Source organism: Actinoplanes sp. TBRC 11911, assembly GCF_012933445.1.
Lineage (GTDB): Bacteria > Actinomycetota > Actinomycetes > Mycobacteriales > Micromonosporaceae > Actinoplanes.
Genome location: NZ_JABBNC010000001.1, coordinates 397747 through 417851 on the forward strand (window position 1 = coordinate 397747; position 20105 = coordinate 417851).

Here is a 20105-nt window from a genome sequence, read left to right on the forward strand (position 1 = left end):
CGTCAAGTCATGACGTCAGACGCAGTGTGACCAATCGCTGACCCAGGACGTGCTCTCGTACGAGCCGCCCCACTTCACACACGCACCGGCAGCCGACAACCGGACCGGGCCGGCGTACCACTCGAACAACCCCGGATTGCTCGCCGACGAGCCACCCTGGACGGACAGCGTCGCGTTCAGGCCCACCGGTCCGTTGCCGTTGTGGGCCATCGTCACCACGCAGTTAGCCCCGCCGTTGTAGAGCAGGTACACGGTCGCCGAACCCAGGTCGCGCGAGTCGATGACGGTGTATCCCGAGCCACAAACGGCGGCCGCGGTGTACGGGTTGGCGGTCGACGAGCCGGACCCGCAGTGCCCGTAGTCGCTGGTCCACGTGGCCGACCCGTTCGAGCCGCCCCACTTCACGCACGAGTTCGGCGCCAGCTCGTAGACCGGCCCCGCGTAGTAGGTGAACGATCCCGGGTTGCTCGCCGCCTGCCCGCCCTGCACCGCCAGCGTCGCGTTGCCGGCGACCTTGCCCGCCACGTCGGTGTAGAGCGTCACCACGCAATTGTCACCGGTCGCGTTGCTGTAGAGCAGGTAGACCGTCGCCCCGGGCAGCGCGTGGTGGTCGACGACCTGGTATCCGGCCCCGCACGCCGCGCCCGCCGAGTACGGGTTCGACCCGGTCGGCGCCGGCGATCCGTCGCCGCTGCCGCAGTGTCCGTAGTCGCTGGTCCACGTACTGGTCTTGTACGTGCCGCCCCACTTCACACACGCGTTCGGGGCGTACGCCGTGACCGGCCCCGCATACCAGTCGTAGTTGCCGGGGTCGGCGACCTGGCTGGACCCTTGCACCTGGAGTGTGGCGTTCATGGCGACCGCCCCGCCGTCCGCGTCGGCGAGCGTCACCACGCAGTTCTTTCCGGAGTCGTCGTCATACAGCAGGAAGACGGTCGCCGCGCCCAAGTCGTGCGAGTCCACCACGCCGTATCCGCTGCCGCAGATCGAGGCCGCCGAGTACGGGCTGCCGGATCCCTCCGGCGGAGCGGACCCGCCGCTGCCCGAGGCACCCACGATGCCGGTGATGTAGTAGTTCGCCGCGGCGACCCACGACCCGGTCGACGCCGATGCGGCCGGGATGGTGACCTTCACGACCGACGAGGTGACGGCGAAGTGGGCCATCGTGCCGCTCTGCCCGCCCCAGTCGCCGTTGGCGGTGACCACCGAGCCGTCCGCGTTGACCGCGGTGACGATCGCGACGTGGTCCGCGTAGCCACCCGGACTCGACGAGTAGACCACGGCGTCGCCGGGCTGGGCGGTGCTGTGGAAGGTGCCATGCGATTGCCCGTACGTGTAAAAGCTCTGCGCCGCCGCGGTAAGGCCGGACACGTTGAGGCCGGAGTTGCGCCAGACCCATTTCGCGAAGTCCGCGCACCAGTATTCGGGGCCACCGGAGTAGCCACCCGCGCAGCTGTGCTCGAACTGCGAGCCGCCGAGCGAGTTGGCGGTCGGGTTCTGGGCGCACGTACCGGCGGTCTTGGTGAAGTTGGCCGCCGCGAGCGTGGCCGCGCCCGCGGTGGAGGCCGAGGCCGGGGACGCGCCGACGACCAGGGTGGCCCAGGTCGCCACGATCAGCGCCAGGGTCGTGAGCAGGATGCGTTTCATGGGCACACCCTGCGGGGCCGGAGGCGTACGGGGAAAGGTCGATCAATCAATTCCGGACAATGTCAAAAATCAGGCCCCGCCGGCGAACCGGCGGGGCCTGAGTCTCACTTGCCTACTTGGTGACCGTGAACGGCAGGTCGACCCGGGTGGCCGACTCCGCACCGGTCAGGGTGACGCCGGTGGCACCCGGCACGGCCGCTCCCGGCACGCTCACCGTGGCGTCGGTGATGACGCCGTCGGCGTTGGCGTGCAGTGCCGTGACCGACAGGCCGGACCCGAAGGTGCCGCTGACGGCCTCGTTCGGGGCGAAGCCCGAGCCGTCGACGGTGATCGCGGTGCCGCGCGGCCCCGCGGTGACCGTCAGCCTGGCCTGCGGGTGGTAGGCCGGACGCTGCGGCTGCCCGGTCACCTGCACGTTGGCGTCGGTCGCGGACTGCTTGGCCGCCTTGGCCACCGTCACCTTGAACGTGACAGCGTTGCTGGACAGCGTGTCCCACGTCGTGACGTGCACCGTGTAGGTGCCCGGCTCGGCGTAGGTGTGCGTTCCGCCGATCGTCCCGGAACCGTCCACAGTGGCGTCCGACGGAACCATACCGTCGCCCCACTGGACCCGAGCGTGGTATCCGGTGGAGTCGGTGACGCCGCCGGTCACCGAGCCGAGCTGAGCGGTCAGCGCGACTCCGGCCGTGCCGGTCTGGTCTGCCGGGGCGGCCGTCGACAGCGAAGGGTGCGGAGTGCCGTCGTCGGCGATGGCGAACACGTGGATCCGGCCCGCCGTACCGGGGTCGCCGGTCTGCTTGGGCAGGGTCACCGAGACCGCGGTCTTACCGGCCGGGATCTGGTACGGCGTGGTGGCGAACAGGAACGGAACGGCAGCGTCCTTGTCCGTGCCGTGCAGCCGGTACGCCGACTTGGCCACCACGATGTTGCCGAACGACGGGGTGCCGCCGGCGTTGCCGCCCAGCGTCCAGTCGCTGTACTGGATCGGCGTGGTGGCGGTGCTGCCGTCACTGAACGTCACCGTGGCGGTGGTGTTCTGGTTGCCCTCGGTTCCGGTGCCGATGAACGAGATGTTCCTGGCGTCGGCGGGCAGGTGGAGCCCGATCGTGCTGCCGTTCCCGGTGACGTTGTCCGGCTGGTTGGCCGGCACCTCGGGCAACGTGAACGACAGAGGAGTTCCGGGCACCGCGGTCCGCTTGCCCTGGGTCACCCCGGCAGCCGCGAGGGCCTGCCGCGAGTATTCCCAGCCCTGCGTGTCGCAGTTCGCCCCGGGCACACCGTCGTCGCCGATGCAGACGCTGTCGAACGCGGCGGCCAGCCCGTCGGCCGAGGTGTACGCCACGTCGACGTCGACCGTCGCCGAGTCCTGGCTGGTCCCGTCGGTCACCGTCACCGAGGCCTGGTAGTGACCGGGCTTGGCGTAGGTGTGCGAACCGCTCACGCCGTACACCGCACGCGACGACAGGGCGACCGTACCGGCGGTGGCCGGCGTGCCATCGCCCCAGTCGACGGTGGCCTGGTAGCCGGTCGCGGTTCCGCCGGTCACGGTGGCCAGCGGCACCGACAGCGCCACCCCCGACCGGGCCGGCACGGCGGTCGCCGCGGTCACCGCGACGTCGCCGCCGCCGAGTTGGACGTCGCCGCCGGAGAGCAGCTCGATCTCGGCCAGGTTGGCCTGAGCGGCACCGGTGGTCTTGGTGACGACCAGACGGAACTGGTTGAAGCGGCCGGGACAATCAATCTGGAACGGCCGGGTCTGGTTCCGCGAGGCGAACACCTCACCCTTGCGGGTGTCCACAGTGGTCCACGTCTTGCCGTCGCGGGAGCCCTGCAGCTTCCAGTCGGCCGGATCGCCCGGGTTGGCGCCCGACGTCAGCGTGTAGAAGGTCGGGCCCTGCTTGCTGCCCCGGTAGGTCCAGTTCACCTGCGGGGTGCCCGAGGTGAACGTCATCTGCGTCGCGGACGAGTCGTCGAACAGCTTCGACGCGTCCTGACCGCCGGTCGTGGTGGCGGTGCCAAGGCCGGGGCCGGTGGTGTCCTGCAACGGCTGTGGTACGGCGTTGCCCTTGGTCAGCGACTCCGGCGTGTCGTTCTTGCCGGTGCCCCACGACGACGGCTTCGCCCCCATCTGGAACTCGATGGTGCCGCCGTGCGCGAACACCGACGAGTCGACCGAGACGCTGCTCTGCTTGTGCCCGTTCACCTTGACGCTCTGCACGTACACGTTCTTGGTGTTGTTGCCGGGCGCCTTGACGACGATGTCGCCGGCCTTGCGGTGCACGGTCATCTGGGTGAACTGCGGCGACCCGATGACCCAGTTGGGCGAGCCGTTCTGCAGCGGGTACAGGCCGAGCGAGCTGAGGATGTACCACGACGACATCTCGCCGTTGTCCTCGTCGCCCAGGTAGCCCTGACCGATCTCGCTGCCCACGTACAGCCGCTGCATGATCTCCCGTACGATCGCCTGCGTCTTGGACGGCGCCCCGGCGTAGTCGTACATGTACGGGATGTGGTGTGACGGCTGGTTGCTCATGCCGAGCTGGCCCAGCCGGACCGCGCGTGCCTCGAGCATCTCGTGGATGGTGGTGCCGTAGCCGCCGGGGCGGTCGGCCTTCTCCGGGGTGGCGAAGAACTCGTCGAGCTTCTGCTCCAGCGCCTTCTTGCCGCCGTAGAGGTTGGCGAGGCCGTTGCCGTCCTGCTGGGCGGTGAAGGCGTAGTTCCAGCCGTCGGTCTCGGTGTAGACGCCACCCCAGTCCAGCGGGTTGCCGGCCTGGAAGTTACCGGCGGCGTCGCGGCCCTCGAAGAACTTCGTCTTGGTGTCGAACAGGTTGACGTAGTTGCGGGCGCGCTGCAGGAAGTACTGCGACTGCTCCTTGAGCTCGTCGCGCCGCGACTTCGGCGTGGCCGGGTCCTTGGCCAGGGCCGCGCCCATGTTGCCGATGCCGTAGTCGTTGATGAAGCCCTCCAGCGCCCACGACACCGACTCGCCGGTCGAGGTCGGGGTGTAGCCGAGGAACAACGACGTCTGGATGCCCTTGCGGCCGACCTCGCTGCGTCCCGAGGACACCGTCGCGTCCTTCACCGCCGCGTCGTACGCCGCGAGCGGATCGGGCAGTTTCACACCGTTGAGGTACGCCTCGGCCAGCGCCACGTCCGCACTGGTGCCGGTCATCAGGTCGGCGTATCCGGGCGACGACCAGCGGGCGATCCAGCCACCGTCCCGGTACTGCTGGACGAACCCGTCCGCGATCTTGGCCGCGATGTCCGGGTAGAGCAGCGAGTACGCCGGCCACACCGTACGGTAGGTGTCCCAGAATCCGTTGTTGACGTAGATCTGGCCGTCCACGAGCTTGGCACCGGTCGTGGTCGGGGTCGACGAGCCGGTCGGCGCCGACACCGGGCTCGCGTACTGCCAGTGCGGCTTCGACGCGGTGCCGGTGTTCTCCGACTGCGAGTTGGGGTAGAGGTTGAGCCGGTACAGGTTGGAGTAGAGGGTGACCAGCTGGGTCTCGCTGGCGCCCGTCACCTCGACCCGGCCCAGGCGGTCCTTCCACGCCGCGGTCGCGGACGCGTGGATCTGGTCGAACGAATGCCCGGTGACCTCGAAGTCGAGGTTCCGCTTGGCCTGCTCGACCGAGATGAACGAGGTCGCGAAGCGCAGCGTCACCGACGGCCTGGCCGACGTGTCGAAGGTGGCCGACGCGGCCGCGGTTGCGGTCGGTGCGCGGTCGAACGCGCCGGAGAAGAACATCCGGGTACGCCCGGCCGACAAGCCGCTGCCGTTGTCGACGAAACCGGTGACGGTGCCGTCGGCGGCGATCGTGAACGTGCCGTTCTGCAGGACCAGGCTGCCGGTGGTCTGCCCGCTCGCGAAGCCGAACTGCATGATGCCGCCGTGGTCGGTCGGCGACATCTGCGCTGTCATGCCGTTCTGCAGCTTGACGCTGTAGAAGTCGGGCCGGGCGACCTCGTCGTCGTGGCTGAAGGCGAGTGCCCGGCTGCTCGGCTGCCCGGTCAGGTTGCCACCCGCCGGCACCGGCATGATCGACATCTGGTTGCGGTCGCCCATCCACGGGCTCGGCTCGTGCGAGATCGCGAGTCCCTGCAGCATCGGCAGGTTGGCGGCGTTGTTGGCCCGCTGGTACTCGTACTCCCACGAGTTCGACGTGGCGTTGGTGACCGGGGTGAGGAAGTTGAAGCCGTTCGGCACGGCCGAGATCGGCAGGTTGTTGCCGCGCGAGAAGCCGCCGGACGCGTTGGTGCCGCGCCGCGTGTCCACGTAGTTGGTGAGCGTGGACCCGTCGATCGAGGCCGCCGTGCCGGTGACCGTGACGTCGTCGAGCCAGCCCTGGAACTTCGTGTTCAGGGTGGCGCCCGGGTTGTCGTAGGCGAGCAGGATCCGGTCGATCGTCTTGCCGTTCGCGACCGTGCCGATGTCCGACTGCACCGCGTTCCACTCGTCGGCGACGAGCACCTTCGAGTCGCCCTGGCCGGCCGCGGTCAGCGCGTACCCGTGCTGGTCGATCGGCGACCGCTTGCTCAGGTAGCTGCCGTCGGTGAAGTGCAGGTCGACCGCCACGTAGGTGGACGGATACTGCAGGTCACCGTTGGTCAGCTCGGGGAACACCTTGTAGCTCAGCCGGGTCTTCGGCCCGACCGGGAGGCGCACGTCAAAAAGCTTATTGCTCCCGTACGCCCGTCCAGCGTTCTCGGCGCTGCCGGCGTACCGCAGCGACGCCGTTCCGGTGAACCCGGCGTCCGGCAGCATGTTCGAGCCCTCGGTGGGTCCGGACCCGACCACGGAGATCATCGGCGTGGACGGCGGCCGCACGTTCGAGCCGTCGCTGATGTCCCAGTCGGCGAGCTGGATGAGCGAGTCACCCGAGTTCGCGGTGACGTTCAGCCGGTAATAGCTGTACGCCGCGGTGTTGGTGAAGCTGTAGTTGTTGGTCGCGAACCGGCCGCCGAAGCTCTGACCCGTACGGCGGTCCAGGTCGGTCCACTGCGAACCGTCGTTGGACCCCTGGATCGTGAAGTCCTTCGGATCCCGGCCGGGTGCGTCGTTCGCCGAGGTCAGCGAGTACTTCACGACCTTCACCGGCGCGGCCAGCTGGTAGGTGACCCAGCCGGTCGTGCTGAACGTCAGCCACTTGGTCGACGAGTCGATGTCCTTGAGATTGACCGCGACCTCGTTCGGCGCGTTCTCGGCGCTGGCCGTCACCGCGCTGACCTGGTCGAGCACGCTGCCGGGCAGGCCAAGACGCGATCCGGTCAGGTTGCCCTGCACCGGGTTGCCCTTGGTGTCCACCTCGGCGGTGCTGGCCGCGGGCTGCGGGTCGGCGCTCTCGAACGAGGAGGTGAAGTCGCCGGGCGGGGCCGGGGAGGCGTTCGCCGTGGCGGGGGTGACGGCCAGTCCGGCGGACACGAGTAGCAATGCGCCGCCGACGGATAGCCACCGTCGAGGCAGGAGGGAGGCAGCGCGGGAGCCGCCATTCAACTTCATGCAGAACTCCAGGGGAAGCGGGCGCTCGGTCTGCGCCCGTATCTAAGATCGTCAGCTTCACCGCGACTGACAACGATGTCAAGAAAGGATCTGGAAATGAGCCGGAAACGGATCGCGAGTGTTCGTGTCATCGCAGGTGAGGTCCGCCCCGACCGGCTCAGCCACCCCGCCACCAGCTCCGGCGCGGCACCGACCGGTTCATCGTGGAACGTTCCGGACCCCCACACACCACCGCGTTTAAATACAATTTCGACATATTCATATGTCGAGGCGACTCTTTGCCGGTACGAGTCCGCGACCACCCACCGCGGCACGCTCCCGCCGAGCCGATCCAGGTGCCCGCCGCAGCATCGAAGCCACCCAGCACCACGGCGGCGAGCATCGCGGCAACCCACACGAGGGGCCGCCGGGCGGGCAGCTTGAAGCGCTGCCGCAGGCCCGAGAGGATCAGGTGGAGGCCGGGCCGGCGCCCGTCCTGGCCATCTCCAGCAGGGTGGTGAGGATCTCGGCGCCGCGGTGGTTCAGCGTTACGGCGACAGCAGTCGCTCAATCCCAGGCTCGGCCGATGCGGGCCAGCCGTTCGGCGTACTCGATCTGGTTCTGCCATTCGGGCGGCCAGGCGCTGAGGCCGAGAGACGCCCCCGCGAAGGCGCCCGCCAGGCACGCGATGGAGTCGGAGTCGCCCGAGGTGGCCGCGGCGCGGCCGACGACGGCGACCGGCTCGTCAGGCGAGATCAGGTAGCAGTAGAGCGCCGTGGCCAAGGCCTCCTCGGCGACCCACCCGGCGCCGGTCGCCCGGCACGGGTCACCCTCGTACCGGCCGGCCCCAAGCGCCTGGCCGACCCGGTCCAGGGCATCGGCGCACTCGTCCCAGCCGTGCGCGATGAAGGTCTCCGGTCTGGAGTAACCGGGCTGCCGCCATAGTTCGCCGAGCCACTCGCCGCGGTAGTTGGTGCGCTGTTCGGCGCAGCGCTCACGCAGGGCCGCCAGAATGTCGGCCGGCGCCACCCCGCTACTAAGGAAGAAGACGGCGTACGCGGTGAGCTCGCTCGCCGCCAGCGCGGTGGGATGTCCGTGGGTCATCGCGGCCTGTAGCTGCGCGACTGCGGCCCGCTGGTCGTCGCTCAATCCCGGCATCAGGCCCACCGGAGTGACCCGCATGTTCGCCCCGCAACCCTTGGATCGAGCCTGAGTGGCCTCCAGCCACGGCAGCCCATCAGCCAGGCCGACACAAGCATGCAGACAGGTCATCCCGGGTGAGCGAGTGTTGTCCGGGCTCTTGAGCCACGCGACGAACCCGCGGCGCAACACCGGCTCGAGGCCTTGCGGGGTGAACGTGCGTGCCGCGAGCAGCGCCTCACCAACCGCCAGCGCCATCTGGGTGTCATCGGTGACCCGGGCCGGATCCCCGGTCAGCTCTCGCGGGCCCTGCACACCGTAGGTGGCAACGATCGAGCCGTAGTCCTGAAACTCGGTCGGCCTGCCCAACGAATCCCCGTACGCCAATCCGAACAACGATCCCGACGCGACACGCATCCCCACACTCTAGAAACCCGTCGATCCCGCAGCACCGGCCTCGGCCACCGTCTGAGCGATCGGAACCGTCGGCCTATCCCCCGGACCGATGCCCGCCTGCTCGATGATCGGCCGGGCGGGATCATGCGAGGTTCGGCGAAGCTTCACCGTGGAAGGCCGAGCGGGTGCTGGGCCATGTGTCAGAGGGCCCTGCCGACGTTCGCTTTCAAGTCCCCAGCATGGGCGGCCATGTCCTCGTTCCGTTCCGCCGGCACGCTCACTTTTCCTGACGGCGAGTCGACACCGGTCGACCAGCCGAGCCACGAACTGTGGGCCTGGCTCAGCCCGATCTTCATGGACGAGGATCTGACCGCGCTGGTCACCGTCACGGCCGGTACGCCGGAGGCGGACGTCCTGGAGCTCCAATATCATGCGCTCGCCCGGAGATACTGTGCGGCGTGGACGATGCGACAGAAAAGGGCTGGGAGTTGAAGCAAGGCGACCGGCTGATCGGGACTTTGATTTTCGAGGGTCAAGACATGTTCTGGTCTGACTGCCGGTTTCAGCCGGGGCCGGGATGGGCGGGAGTTCGGCCGCTGTTCGACCGAGTAGGGGATGCCTGGCGGAATCACGACACCGATGCGGCGATCGCAGCCGATGAGGCGATCTGTGCGGCGGGCCTGGTTTTGCAGCCGAGTGACGGGAGCGCTGCGCTCACCGATTTCCTTTTGCGGATTGACGGTGACAAGGCGCGATTCCGCTGGTGAGCGCTTTACGATGCGTCCCGGGCTGATCAGCGAGGTGCGGCTGGACAGGCTTCGGCACGTCCGCCCGGCAGCAGGCTTGGGCTGGGTGGTCACCGAGGCCACCGAGGCCGTCAGCCTGTTGGACCACGATCTACAACTGGTGCGACGAGTTTCGCTACCATTCGCGGTGCCACGCCTTGACGTCAGTGCGACAAGCCAGTTCATCGCGATCGCCGACAGTCACGAACTCGTCGTTCTCGACAGCGCCGGAGACATCCGCTGGCGACGTCCTCGGAGTCATCTCCGGGCAGGGACGGCCGACACCGAGACCTCGTTTCACATCGATGCCGACGGCATCCTTTGGATCCGCATGGCCACCACCCGGGAACTGCTGGCTCTTGACGCTGGAACCGGGATAGAGATAGATCGCGCGACACTGGTCGGTCCGGATGCCGCCTGGTTCGTGCACCGGCCTACCGACGCCTCCACCGGTCTGGGGCTCCTTCACCCGGACCCCTCGCCCAGCGCCCTGATCAGTCTGGACAACAGCCGCATAGTGTTGCGTCCGCTGCGCGGGTTTGATCTCGCCGACTTCAGCCCGGCAGGATCGCGCTACCTCACGATGAGTATCGACGGCTTCCTTTCGGTAAGAGAACTCGCTACCGAGACCGTGTTGGTGGAGCGACACCTCGACGACCTACCTGGCTTGCCATACCGGATTCGTTACGCCGACTGGTATTTCGAATATCCGGCGCTGTTCCTGACCGACGAGATCATCTTGGTGAAGATCAGCTCGCGAGACTACTCGGAGGACGACAGTCACCTTCTGCTCTCAGCACGGAGTCTTCGCTACCGCTCACAGATCGATTACCCGACCCCGCGATGGCCCGGCTCGATCGTCAGCGCGGAAAGATCCGGCCGCTGGCTCACTCACTATCACGAGGAAAGCACGCTACGGCTCTGGCAGATCGCCGACACCTCGCCGCCACCCGCGGGCCCGCAGGCAAGACCAACGCCGCTCGACGATGAACCCACCCCGGGCCAGCTCACGCTCTTCTGAGCGGCTCGGCCGAGTCTCGATCTCCCACCTGCCCAGAGCTCACGATGTGGGACTCGGGTCCATTCTGCGGGACGGGCGGCCACATCGTGGCCGCCGAGTCCGCGATGTGAGATCGAAGTCCATTGTAGAGTCCGCTTCGTCTCCTCTCGCGGCCTTTGTTTCCCCGCTTTCCGCGACGTTTCGTAGACCTTGGAGATTTAGGGCTCGCATGTGGGCGCAAGTCTCCAAGATCTGCAGAAAACCCACTATGCGGTCGGAATGCCCACATAGTGGGACCACTGCGCCCGTTCGCGGCCCAGGTTCCAGCCGCGCCAGCCGTCCTCCTGGCGAGGTCTGGTCCCGCGGCCAGGAGAAGGCACGCTGCAACCGGCGCGACGAGCCATGAGCCCGCACGACAACAAGCGGCACCCCATGCTGCGCGCCGGCAGCACCTAAACAACCCGCTGGCACACCTGGCGCTCCCGGCCGAGTCGGCTCCACCTGGCGTTGCCGGGACGGCGGCCGCGGTCCCGGGGTGGTCGTGATCAATTCGCCTGCGTCGTGCGGCGCATCCTGGAGACCATGGGTCAGCCAGAGTGGCTGGCGGGGCACCGGGAGGGCAACGGTATGAGCAGCGAACTCTTCGATGACGCGTCCGAGCCGGTCCGGGGTGAACGGCGCTGGCCGATGGTGGCCGCGGTGGCCGCGGCGATCGTGCTCGCCCTGCTACGCCCCGCGGAGATACGGATCGCCCCGCCCTGGGTCCTGCCCGTGATCGAGTTCTTACTGCTGATCGCGTTGATAATCAAGGATCCGGGACGGATCGACCGTCAATCGACCCTGTTGCGGGGGCTGTCCATCGGCGTCGTGGGCGTGTTGGTGCTCGACGCCCTGTCGGCGACCATCAAGCTCGTTCTGATCCTCATTCACGGTGGTGCGCTGACCAATTCGGCCGGCGAGCTCCTGCGGGCCGGCGGCATCGTCTGGCTGTCCAATGTGATCGCCTTTACCCTGCTGTACTGGGTGTTCGACGCGGGTGGGCCGGCCGCCCGCGCACACGGCATGCCCCGCAATCTCGACCTGGCCTTCCCGCAGCAGCTCAATCCGGAAATCGCCGCGTCCGGCTGGCGCCCGAGATTCATCGACTACCAATATCTGGGGCTGACGTCGTCCACGGCGTTCAGCCCGACCGACGTGCTCCCGCTGGCGCCCTGGGCCAAGACCGCCATGGGAATGCAGGCGCTGATCTCCCTGGCCGTGCTGGGTCTCGTCGTGGCCCGCGCGGTCAACGTGTTCACCTGACCAGGGACGGGTGCTCCGGCCACTGGACCCAGTCGACCCACATGCCGCCGAACTGCAGGGACGGCGCGTTGCGGTTCGAGGCAGCGGGCACGGCGAGCTCGGGTTGCGACACCACGTCCAGGGTCGCGCGCTGATCGGTGGTCAGGACCAGGTCCACCGCCTCGAGGTTGGCCTCCAGCTGCTGCACGGTGCGGGCGCCGACCAACGTCGCGGTCACCCCGGGACGATCGCGGACCCACGCTGTCGCGACCGCCGCCGGGCTCGCCTTGGCCTCGGCCGCGACGTCGTTCACCGCGTCGATGATCGGGTAGTAGCGGTCCGCGGGCTGGCCCAGCATGCCGCCGCGGCTGCCCTCCGCCGGCAACGGCTGCGACCGCGAATACTTGCCGGACAGGAAGCCGTTCTTCAACACACCCCAAGGCACCACACCGATCCCGTACGCCCGTGCAGCAGGGAAAACCTCCGCCTCGGCCGTGCGCTCCGCCAGCGAATACTCCGTCTGTAAGGCGACCATCGGGGTCCACCCTTTGGTCTGGGCCAGCAGGCTCGCCTCGGCGATCTTCCAGCCCGGCAGGTTCGACATGCCCACGTACCTGATCTTCCCGGCGGTGACCAGGTCGTCGAGCGTGCGCAGGGTTTCGGCCATCGGGATGACCGGCTGGTAGTCGTCCCGCCAATATGGATCGAAGTTGTTCAGCAAATACAGGTCGACGTAGTCGGTGCCGAGCCGGCGCAACGAGTCCTCGAGCTGGCGGATGATGCCCTTGCGTCCGGCGCCGCCGCCGTTCGGGTCGCCCGGGTGCAGGTTGGCCCAGAACTTCGTGCTCAGCACCAGCCGGTCCCGCAGCTCGGGGCGCGCGGCCAGGTAGTCCCCCACGATCGTCTCCGCGTGACCGCGCGTGTAGACGTTCGCGGTGTCGACGAAGTTGCCGCCGTGGTCGAGGTACGCGGCGAGGATGTCCGCCGACACTTCCGGCGACGCCCCCCAGCCCCACTCCTCGCCGAAGGTCATCGTCCCCAGGGCCATCGGGCTGACCCGGAGTCCGGAATGCCCGAGCGACACATACGAATTGATAGGCACGTCGCCAATTCTCACGCGCCCGCTCATAGGTCCGTAGAACGATGCGATCAGCCGCGTACACAATTCGCTCAAAGCCCGCGTGCCATACTCGGTTCGTGGACCCCCTGTCCGAGCTCAGGGATTTGATCAGCAGGCTGGACCGTACGCCTCGCCGCGGGTCCTGGCTTCCCGGAATGCGGGTGCTCGCCGCCACCGATCCCACCGCCCCGCGCCCGTCCGTGACTCAGCCGACCTTCGCGCTGGTCGCCGGCGGGGAAAAACGCACGGTGCTCGCCGGCCACGAATTCACCTACGGCGCGGGGCAATATCTGGTGACCACGCTCGATTTACCGGTGACCGCGCACATCACCCGCGCCGACCCGTTCTCGGCGTTCGGCCTGGCGCTGCGGCCCGAACTGATCATCCAGTTGCTGGTCGACTCCCCCAAGGCGGACAGCCCGGGTCCGGGCATCGGTACCGCCGACGCCGGCGACCGCTTACTGGAAGCGGTGGTCCGCCTGCTGCGCCTGGTCGAGCATCCGCACGATTTCGCGGTGCTGGCGCGCGACGCGGAGAAGGAGATTCACTGGCGGCTGCTGACCGGGCCGCTGGCCGGGCTGGTCCGGCAGGTCGGCTACGCGGACAGCCACGTCGCGCTGGCCGGCCGGGCCGCGCGCTGGATCACCGACCGGTTCGATCAGCACATCAGGATGGCGGAGCTGGCCGCGCACATGGGGGTCAGCACCGCGACCCTCAACCGCCATTTCCGGGCGGCCACCGCGATGAGCCCGCTGCAATATCAGAAACATGTCCGCCTGCAACGGGCCCGCATCCGGCTGGCGGCCACCCCCGACGACGTCGCCGCGGCCGGCTTCGCCGTCGGGTACGACAGTCCGTCCCAGTTCAGCCGGGAGTACCGGCGCATGTTCGGGTCGCCGCCCGGCGAGGACGCGCGGCGGCTGTCCGTCGCGGCCGACGCCGGCGATCTTTGATCGGAGCGGGCCTCACAAGGGACGGCTCAGCTCGCCGCCGCGAGGGCGGTGCGCACCTGGGCCGCGAAGCCGGCCACCGTGAAACCGGACGCGGGGCTGTCGATCAGGACGATGTCGGAGACCGCACTGGTCAGCCGCAACGGCAGGATCGCCTGATACTCGGACGAGTGGTACCAGGTGTCGGCGGCGGTCCGGTCCGGGAACTCCATCAGGATGGCCGTACCCGGCCAGGCGCCCTCGATCACCTCGACGTCGCCCATGGCCAGCCATTTCCCGCCGTACGGCCGCGCGGTGTCCTCGACCTGCTCGAGGTAGTCCAAGCCCTTGTCGTTCGGGACGCCACCGGGGATACGAAGGTGGGTGATCACATAGGTGGTCATGTGTCGCGCTCCCTGCCGGTTTAGATTACTTCCACAATCTAAAACGTGACCGTTCGCTGGCGCCAGCAATGTGGTGCGCGTCTCGGGCTGTTTGCTCACGCGGACAACGAGGACTTCACCCGCTGGGCGGTGGCGTCGGCGAGCACCTCGGGCAGACCCGCGGCGACACCGTCGAGGGCTACCCGGGCGACCCCGGCCGGGTCGACCTTCTGATCGTCGGGGATGAAGCCGGCGAGGTCGGTGAACATCCATCCCATGATCAGCGAGGTGACGGCGACACCGTGCGGGGCGAGTTCCTCACGCAAGGCGTCGGTGGCCGCCCAGCTCGCCGCCTTGGCCGCGTTGTGCGCGCCGAGCGCCCCCGCGTGATACCAGGCGAGCACGGAGAGCGCGTTGAGAATCGCCCCGCCCCCGTTGGCCTCGATCACCGGCGCGAAGGCCCGGATCACCGTCAGCGGGGCGAAGTAGTTGACCTCCATCTCGCGGCGGACATCGTCCATCGAGGCGGTGAGGACGGAGGCCGGGTGCAGGGCGCCGGCGTTGTTGACCAGCAAGGTGACGTCGCCGGCGGCCTTGGCGGCCCGTTCGACGGCGTCCGGGTCGGTGATGTCGATCTCAATCGGGACGGCGCCGGGTAAGTCCAGCGTCCGCGGGTTACGTACTCCGGCGTAGACCTTCGCGCCGTGTTCGAGCAGCTGAGTGGCGAAGTGGCGGCCGAGGCCGCGGTTCGCGCCGGTGACCAGAGCAACGGAGTTCGAGATGTCCATGTCGATAGATTACGAAGATCATGTAATCGGGTCAACGCGATAGATGACACACACCATCTACACTTGCGTTCATGGGACGGGTGTCGCAGGCGCAGGCTCGGGAAAACCGCAGACAAATCGTGGAGACGGCCGCACGGCTGTTCCGCGAGCGCGGCGTCCCCGCGGTCAGCGTCGCCGACGTGATGGCCGAGGTGGGACTGACGCACGGCGGGTTCTACAAGCACTTCGCTTCCAAGGACGCGTTGGTCACCGAGGCGATCGGACAGGCGTACAAGGAACAAATCGCCCACGTCGAAAGCTTTGGCCGCACCGGGGACCCGGCGGCCCTGCAGGCGGTGCTCGACGACTACCTGTCCATCAGCCACCGCGACGATCCCGGCACCGGGTGCCCGTCCACGGGGTTCGGCGCGGACGTGGCACGCACCCCGGACGACGCGACGGCCCGCGAGGCGTACGCGCAAGGGGTGGAAAGGTATGCCGGCCGGCTCGGGCCCGACGGCCTCGCGTCGCTGAGCACGATGGTCGGCGCCATGGTCCTGTCCCGCGCGACCGCGGGCACGGAACTCTCCGTGCGCATTCTGGCCGAAGCCAAGGCCGCGGTGTCTGGCCGTACTCTGCCGGCGGTCGGCGCTAAATAGTTATCGCGGTGCGCGACCCGCGGACTCGATCACCGCGCGCCCGGCATTGACGAGCGAACGGGCGACGACCTTGGGGTCGCCGAGATGTCCGTTCACCATGGCGCCGTCGCGCAGCATCACCAGTTGTTCGGCGACGCCGGAGACGTCGCTCACACCCATCTCACCGAGAAGGTCCTCGATCACGCCGCGGAACCACGACCGGTGCGTGGCCACGACCTCGCGGACCGGATGGTCGGCGTCGGCGTACTCGACGGCGGCGTTGATGAAGGGGCACCCGCGGAATCCGGGGGTGCAGCTTTCGACGCCGATCGATTCGGCGATCAACCGGAACGTCTCGGCGGGGTCGCCCGGGGTGGCCCGCCGGGCCGTCTCGACGGCGTTGCGCTCCCACTGGGAGCGGCGTTCGAGATAGGCCACGACCAGGTCATCCTTGCCCGGGAAATGCCGGTAGAAGGTCACCTTGGTGATGCCCACCTTGGCGATGATCTTGTCGGCACTGACGGCCCGGATGCCCTGCGCGTAGAACAGCACCGCGGCGGCCTGGATGATGATTTCCCGCATCGACGGCTTCGTCGGCCCCCGCCCGGGCTCCGGCGCCGGCGACCCGGCCGCTGATGCCGGCTCGACGCGCTGTGTCATGCATTCCACCTTCCCATGGCCGCCTTGTCGTCGCCCACACGCCTTGCTACCGTCCAGCCGGTAGAGTTACTAGTTCGTCTACCTGCATGGACTTTAGCAACGGATACATGTGCGCCGCTATTTCCTGACGCCGGTATCGAACACTGACAACCCGGCCAGCTTCAGGGGCACAGCATGCCGACGAATAAAACACCTCTCCGCGGCAGGACCCAGTTTTTGGAATTGATCGGGCGACGCCTGATCGAGGCGAATACCGGACAGGGAAGCTTTCTGATCCTCGAGGGTCGTCCGGGCCTGGGTAAGACAGCGCTGCTGCGGGCGGCCGCGGAGAACGCCGGGCGGATGGGCATCCGGGTCGGCCGGGGGTCGGTGACGGCCAGCGACCAGGTGGTGCCGATGGGACCATTCGTCTCGGCCCTCTTCGACGGTCACGACCCGATGGCCGATCCGGGCAAACGTGGCCGGCTGCACTATTCGCTGGAGCAGAGACACCGCTTGCTGGACGAGCTCGAGGCGTTGCTGGAACAGGCGGCCTTGCGTTCGCCGATCCTGTTATGCCTCGACGACATGCAGTGGGCGGATGCCGGATCGCTGGTCGCTCTGCAAACGCTGCCCTCCCGTCTGGCGAACGTCCCGATCGTCTGGCTGGCGGCGTTCCGGGCCGGTCAGATTCCGCCCGGACCGCGAGCGACCCTCGAAGCCCTGCGAGGGTGGGGCGCCGATTCCCTGCTCCTGACGCCGCTCGAGGCGCAGGCCACCGAAGAGATCGTCACGGATGTCGTCCGGGCCCGGCCCGACCAGGCCCTGCTCGGTCTCGCGCAACGGGCGCACGGCAGTCCTTTCCTGCTGATGGAAATGCTCCGTGGGCTCGAGGAGGAACGGCTGCTCCAGGTCGAATCCGGCCGGGCGTCGCTGATCGAGGCCAGGCTGCCCCGGCGGGTTCGCGACAGCATGCGCGACCGGCTCTCCCGCATGTCGGAGATGGCCGGCCGCCTGGCCAGCATCGCGGCGGTGCTGGGCCGGACCTTCTCCTTCGAACAGCTCGCGGCAATCCTCGACGTGTCCCCGGTGACGTTGCTCGCTCCGGTCGACGAGCTGCTCCGCGCTGAGCTGTTCTTCGAGGTCGACGGCGCGCTGGGCTTCCGGCACGACCTGCTGCGCGAGGCGGTGCAGGCGACGCTGCCGGCATCCGCGCATCGCGCCCTGCAACGGCAAGCGGTCAACGCGCTCATCGCGACCGGGGTTCCTCCGGTGGAGGTCGCGTCGGCCCTCGCGGCCAGCGCGGTGGAGGGCGACATCGCCGCCGCGCGCACCTTGCAGGCCGCCGCCACCGCACTGTCCAGCTCGGACCCGAGCACCGCCGCCGACCTCTGCTACCGGGCACTCGAGCTCGCACCCGACGATGACGCGCTGCGCGGGGCACTGGCCACTCAGACGGTTCTCCTGCTGCACGCCGCCGGGCGGGTGCGCGAGGGAAAGGACTTCGCCGACCGGATGCTGCGGCAGTTCCTGCCGGACGACCAAGAGGCAGAGGTACGCCTGACGCTGGCCGGAATGATCGCGCTGGCACCGGATGTCCGGGCTGCCGCCGGTCGCCGGGCCCTCGAGCTGCCGTCGTTGCCGCCCGCCCTGCGTGCCCGCCACCTCGCGGTTCTCACGCACAACCTGCTGGTGGCCGGTGAACCGGCGCAGTCCGAAGCGCTTCTGCCGAGTGCCCGCGAGATGGTGGCGACGAGCGCGGACCCGACGGCCGCGTTCGCTCTGGAACTGGCCGAAGGCGGGCTCGCCTACGCCCGCGGCGACTTCGGACGCGCACTCGAACTGGTCAGCAGCGCGGGCCGCAAAGGAGGTTCCACGGCCGACCCGGCGCGGGCCTTGCTGGCCCGGGAATGGCTCAGCGAGCAACTGGCGCTGCTCGGCCGGTACGGCGAGTCGATGCAGATCACCGTCGAGTGCCTGAAGGCCGCCCAACAGGGCCGGCAGGGCTTCGGCGTGCGGCTCTGGGAGGCGTGGTACGGCCGGCAGCTGTTCCAGGTCGGGCGCCTCGCCGACGCTTCCGCCTTCCTGGAGGCGTCGGTCGAGAAACTGGAAGGGCCGGACGTGGTGGGCGTGTTCGAAGCCGCCGCGATCGTCGCGCTCGGCCGGGTCGCGATCCACACCGGCGACGCTCTCCAGCTCAAGCGATGCACCACGATCATGCGGGAGGTCGGCAGCACGAACGCGCTCTCGGTACGCCGCCACGCGGTGTGGTTGCTGGCTCACCAGGCGTCGGCCGTCGGTGATCTGACGGAGTTGCGCCGGCACCTGCGCCTCCTCGGGGACCGGGAACGACTCAGCCTTCTGCCGCACTTCCCCCAGGACGTGACCGATCCGGTGCACCTGGTCCGGATGGCCGTGGCGATCGGGGACGCCGACCTGGCCGAGGCGATGGTGGAGCTGGCCGCCGACCGGTTGCGCCGTAACCCCGACGTGCTTCTGCTGAAGGGCATCGCCGCACACGCCCGCGGGATCGCCGCCGGATCACTCGACGACCTGCTCGAGGCGGCACGCTGGTTCGAGCAGGGTCCGCGACCGCTCGCCACCGCGTCCGCGCTCGAGGACGCCGGCGTCGCGGCGAACGCGCACGGCCGCCAGGACGAAGCCGTCGCCATGCTCGGGGACGCCCTCGAGACCTACACCCGCGCGGGGGCGGCCTGGGACGCGGGCCGGGTGCGGGGACGGCTGCGCCAGCTGGGCGTGCGACGCCGTCTTTCCACAGTGGTGCGTCCGCAGCAGGGCTGGGCCGCCCTGACCCAGTCCGAGCTCGACGTCGTGCGCCTCGTGGCCCAGGGCATGACCAACCGCATGGTGGCCGAGAAGCTCTTCCTGTCGGCGCACACGGTGAGCACCCACCTTCGCCACGCCTTCACCAAGCTCGAGATCAGGTCGCGGATCGAGCTGACCGACTTCGTCGCCCGGCACGAGCAGAATGCCTCACCCGCGCTGAGTTAACGCTTCACGTGACCATGCGATGTGGCCGGCCGTAAAGGCTGCGATTGTTTGTTTCAGACAACGCAGCAAGGAGCGGTCATGAAGGCAGCGCACTCGAATCGGGCCGACACCATCGTCCTGGTGCACGGATTGTGGGTCACCTCGCGGAGCTGGGAATACTGGATCGAGCAATATCGCAAGGTTGGATACAACGTTGTCGCACCGGCGTACCCCGGTCTGGACATCGCGATCGACGATTTGCGGCAGGATCCGACGCCTATCGCGGACCTCACCATCGAGGGCGTCGCGGCGCACTACGAGAAAATCGTGCGTGCGATGGCGAACCCGCCGATTCTGATGGGTCATTCGTTCGGCGGCACGATCGTGCAGATTTTGCTCGACCGGGGGCTGGGAGCGGCCGGCGTGGTGATCGACTCGGTGCCGGTCAAGGGCATCCGCACGGTGCCGCTGACCCAGGCCAAGGCGGCTTTTCCGGTGCTCGGGCACATCTCGAACCGGCACAAGGCGGTGCCACTGACGCTGGACCAGTTCCACTACGCCATCAGTAACACCGGCACGATGGAAGAAACCCTGGCGGCCTACGAGCGGTATTACATTCCGGCGCCCGGGCGAATCGTCTGGGACGGTGTGCTCGCGAACTTCACCTCGCACCCGGCCACCGAAGTGGACTTCGCCAAAGCGGACCGGGCGCCGTTGTTGTTCGTCTCCGGCGGCGCCGACCATCTGATGCCGCCGTCGGTCAATCGTTCGAACTACCGGCACTACGCCGGCCACTCCGGCCCGATCGTCGCGTACGCGGAATTCCCGGGACGTTCGCATTTCACCATCGGCGAGCCGGGCTGGCAGGACGTTGCCGACTATGCGCTGAGCTGGGCCGAGAACCCGC

General features: G+C 68.4%; 14 protein-coding genes and 1 pseudogene. 8 read left to right on the forward strand and 7 right to left on the reverse strand.

Going from position 1 to position 20105, the window contains the following annotated elements; all coding sequences use genetic code 11:
• Positions 1-15 precede the first annotated feature (15 nt).
• From HH310_RS43065 to HH310_RS01785, 3 genes are all read right to left on the reverse strand, one after another.
• Positions 16-1647 carry a CHAP domain-containing protein gene (locus tag HH310_RS43065; protein WP_211191613.1) on the reverse strand — a complete coding sequence of 544 codons (1632 nt, stop codon included), beginning with the start codon at positions 1645-1647 and terminating at the stop codon, positions 16-18.
• A gap of 112 nt (positions 1648-1759) precedes the next feature.
• Positions 1760-7150, reverse strand: a complete 5391-nt coding sequence (locus HH310_RS01780; protein ID WP_169173573.1) for a GH92 family glycosyl hydrolase — start codon at positions 7148-7150, stop codon at positions 1760-1762.
• Between the two features lie 546 nt (positions 7151-7696).
• Positions 7697-8686, reverse strand: coding sequence for an ADP-ribosylglycohydrolase family protein (locus HH310_RS01785; RefSeq protein WP_169173574.1), 990 nt, complete (start codon positions 8684-8686; stop codon positions 7697-7699).
• A gap of 228 nt (positions 8687-8914) precedes the next feature.
• On the opposite strand from HH310_RS01785, the gene HH310_RS01790 reads away from it, so the two are divergent.
• The 4 genes from HH310_RS01790 (at position 8915) to HH310_RS01805 (ending at position 11752) form a co-directional block, all read left to right on the forward strand.
• Positions 8915-9157, forward strand: coding sequence for a hypothetical protein (locus HH310_RS01790; RefSeq protein ID WP_169173575.1), 243 nt, complete (start codon positions 8915-8917; stop codon positions 9155-9157).
• On the forward strand, positions 9124-9432 hold the full coding sequence (locus HH310_RS01795; RefSeq protein WP_169173576.1) for a hypothetical protein: 309 nt from the start codon (positions 9124-9126) through the stop codon (positions 9430-9432). The genes HH310_RS01790 and HH310_RS01795 overlap by 34 nt, the downstream gene beginning before the upstream one ends.
• Entirely contained in the window at positions 9407-10471 is a 1065-nt protein-coding gene (locus HH310_RS01800; protein WP_211191614.1) for a hypothetical protein, read from the forward strand. Before HH310_RS01795 ends, HH310_RS01800 begins: the two co-directional genes overlap by 26 nt.
• A gap of 561 nt (positions 10472-11032) precedes the next feature.
• The gene (locus tag HH310_RS01805) at positions 11033-11752 is read left to right on the forward strand and encodes a hypothetical protein (protein WP_211191615.1); all 720 of its coding nucleotides are present in this window, start codon (positions 11033-11035) and stop codon (positions 11750-11752) included.
• Here the strand turns inward: HH310_RS01805 and HH310_RS01810 are convergent.
• Complete coding sequence (locus HH310_RS01810; RefSeq protein WP_169173577.1) at positions 11745-12833, reverse strand: aldo/keto reductase; 1089 nt, start codon at positions 12831-12833, stop codon at positions 11745-11747. The two genes, HH310_RS01805 and HH310_RS01810, sit on opposite strands and share 8 nt — an antisense overlap.
• Before the next feature lie 95 nt (positions 12834-12928).
• Between HH310_RS01810 and HH310_RS01815 the strand changes: the two genes are divergently transcribed.
• A complete protein-coding gene (locus HH310_RS01815; protein WP_211191617.1) occupies positions 12929-13804 on the forward strand; it encodes an AraC family transcriptional regulator in 876 nt (291 codons plus the stop codon).
• 26 nt (positions 13805-13830) lie between these two features.
• Here the strand turns inward: HH310_RS01815 and HH310_RS01820 are convergent, their stop codons facing one another.
• Together HH310_RS01820 and HH310_RS01825 are read right to left on the reverse strand one after the other, a co-directional pair.
• Entirely contained in the window at positions 13831-14184 is a 354-nt protein-coding gene (locus tag HH310_RS01820; RefSeq protein WP_169173578.1) for a DUF1330 domain-containing protein, read from the reverse strand.
• A gap of 95 nt (positions 14185-14279) precedes the next feature.
• Positions 14280-14951, reverse strand: a complete 672-nt coding sequence (locus HH310_RS01825) for an SDR family oxidoreductase (protein ID WP_169173579.1) — start codon at positions 14949-14951, stop codon at positions 14280-14282.
• Between the two features lie 71 nt (positions 14952-15022).
• Between HH310_RS01825 and HH310_RS01830 the strand changes: the two genes are divergently transcribed.
• On the forward strand, positions 15023-15589 hold the full coding sequence (locus HH310_RS01830) for a TetR/AcrR family transcriptional regulator (protein WP_169173580.1): 567 nt from the start codon (positions 15023-15025) through the stop codon (positions 15587-15589).
• Here HH310_RS01830 and HH310_RS01835 read toward each other — a convergent pair whose 3' ends face one another.
• Positions 15590-16228 carry a TetR/AcrR family transcriptional regulator gene (locus tag HH310_RS01835; protein WP_169173581.1) on the reverse strand — a complete coding sequence of 213 codons (639 nt, stop codon included), beginning with the start codon at positions 16226-16228 and terminating at the stop codon, positions 15590-15592. It abuts the gene before it with no gap.
• 174 nt (positions 16229-16402) lie between these two features.
• On the opposite strand from HH310_RS01835, the gene HH310_RS01840 reads away from it, so the two are divergent.
• Both HH310_RS01840 and HH310_RS01845 read left to right on the forward strand, forming a co-directional pair.
• Complete coding sequence (locus HH310_RS01840) at positions 16403-19219, forward strand: AAA family ATPase (protein WP_282438364.1); 2817 nt, start codon at positions 16403-16405, stop codon at positions 19217-19219.
• A 78-nt stretch (positions 19220-19297) separates the two neighbouring features.
• Positions 19298-20041 (forward strand): annotated as a pseudogene (locus tag HH310_RS01845) (alpha/beta fold hydrolase); the annotation flags it as partial.
• Positions 20042-20105 lie beyond the last annotated feature (64 nt).

What these genes read in the sequence shown, in the direction of transcription:
- HH310_RS43065 (WP_211191613.1), bottom strand. Translation starts at nt 1,647, where the DNA reads ATGAAACGCATCCTGCTCACGACCCTGGCGCTGATCGTGGCGACCTGG.
- HH310_RS01780 (WP_169173573.1), bottom strand. Translation starts at nt 7,150, where the DNA reads ATGAAGTTGAATGGCGGCTCCCGCGCTGCCTCCCTCCTGCCTCGACGG.
- HH310_RS01785 (WP_169173574.1), bottom strand. Translation starts at nt 8,686, where the DNA reads ATGCGTGTCGCGTCGGGATCGTTGTTCGGATTGGCGTACGGGGATTCG.
- HH310_RS01790 (WP_169173575.1), top strand. Translation starts at nt 8,915, where the DNA reads ATGTCCTCGTTCCGTTCCGCCGGCACGCTCACTTTTCCTGACGGCGAG.
- HH310_RS01805 (WP_211191615.1), top strand. Translation starts at nt 11,033, where the DNA reads ATGGGTCAGCCAGAGTGGCTGGCGGGGCACCGGGAGGGCAACGGTATG.
- HH310_RS01820 (WP_169173578.1), bottom strand. Translation starts at nt 14,184, where the DNA reads ATGACCACCTATGTGATCACCCACCTTCGTATCCCCGGTGGCGTCCCG.
- HH310_RS01825 (WP_169173579.1), bottom strand. Translation starts at nt 14,951, where the DNA reads ATGGACATCTCGAACTCCGTTGCTCTGGTCACCGGCGCGAACCGCGGC.
- HH310_RS01830 (WP_169173580.1), top strand. Translation starts at nt 15,023, where the DNA reads ATGGGACGGGTGTCGCAGGCGCAGGCTCGGGAAAACCGCAGACAAATC.
- HH310_RS01835 (WP_169173581.1), bottom strand. Translation starts at nt 16,228, where the DNA reads ATGACACAGCGCGTCGAGCCGGCATCAGCGGCCGGGTCGCCGGCGCCG.
- HH310_RS01840 (WP_282438364.1), top strand. Translation starts at nt 16,403, where the DNA reads ATGCCGACGAATAAAACACCTCTCCGCGGCAGGACCCAGTTTTTGGAA.